Genomic DNA, 274 nt, shown 5'->3' with positions numbered 1-274 from the left:
CCCCAGAACAGGCCGAACGAGGTCAGCATCACGCCGACGACGAACTTCAGGGTGTTCTCCGGCACGCGCGACAGCGGGGCACGCACCGCGGCGCCGATCAGGACGACCACGACGATCGCGGCGACGGCGGCGAGGGAGGCCAGCCCGATCTGGTTCTGGTTCGCGCCGAAGGTGAGCACGATGAAGACGACCTCCAGCCCCTCCAGCAGCACGGCCTTGAACGACAGCGTGAAGGCGAACCAGTCGCGGACGCCGAAGCGGCTCTCCTTCCGGG

General features: G+C 68.6%; 1 protein-coding gene. It reads right to left on the bottom strand.

Annotated elements, in window-relative coordinates; translation table 11 throughout:
• On the bottom strand, nucleotides 1-274 hold a 274-nt coding region (locus AC2FB1_RS11180; protein WP_490675280.1), incomplete at both ends, for a hypothetical protein.

Source organism: Staphylococcus sp. CoH_129_LAB_1, assembly GCF_058191515.1.
Note: the sequence above shows the minus strand (reverse complement) of the source record. Positions and strands in the feature narration are given on the sequence as shown.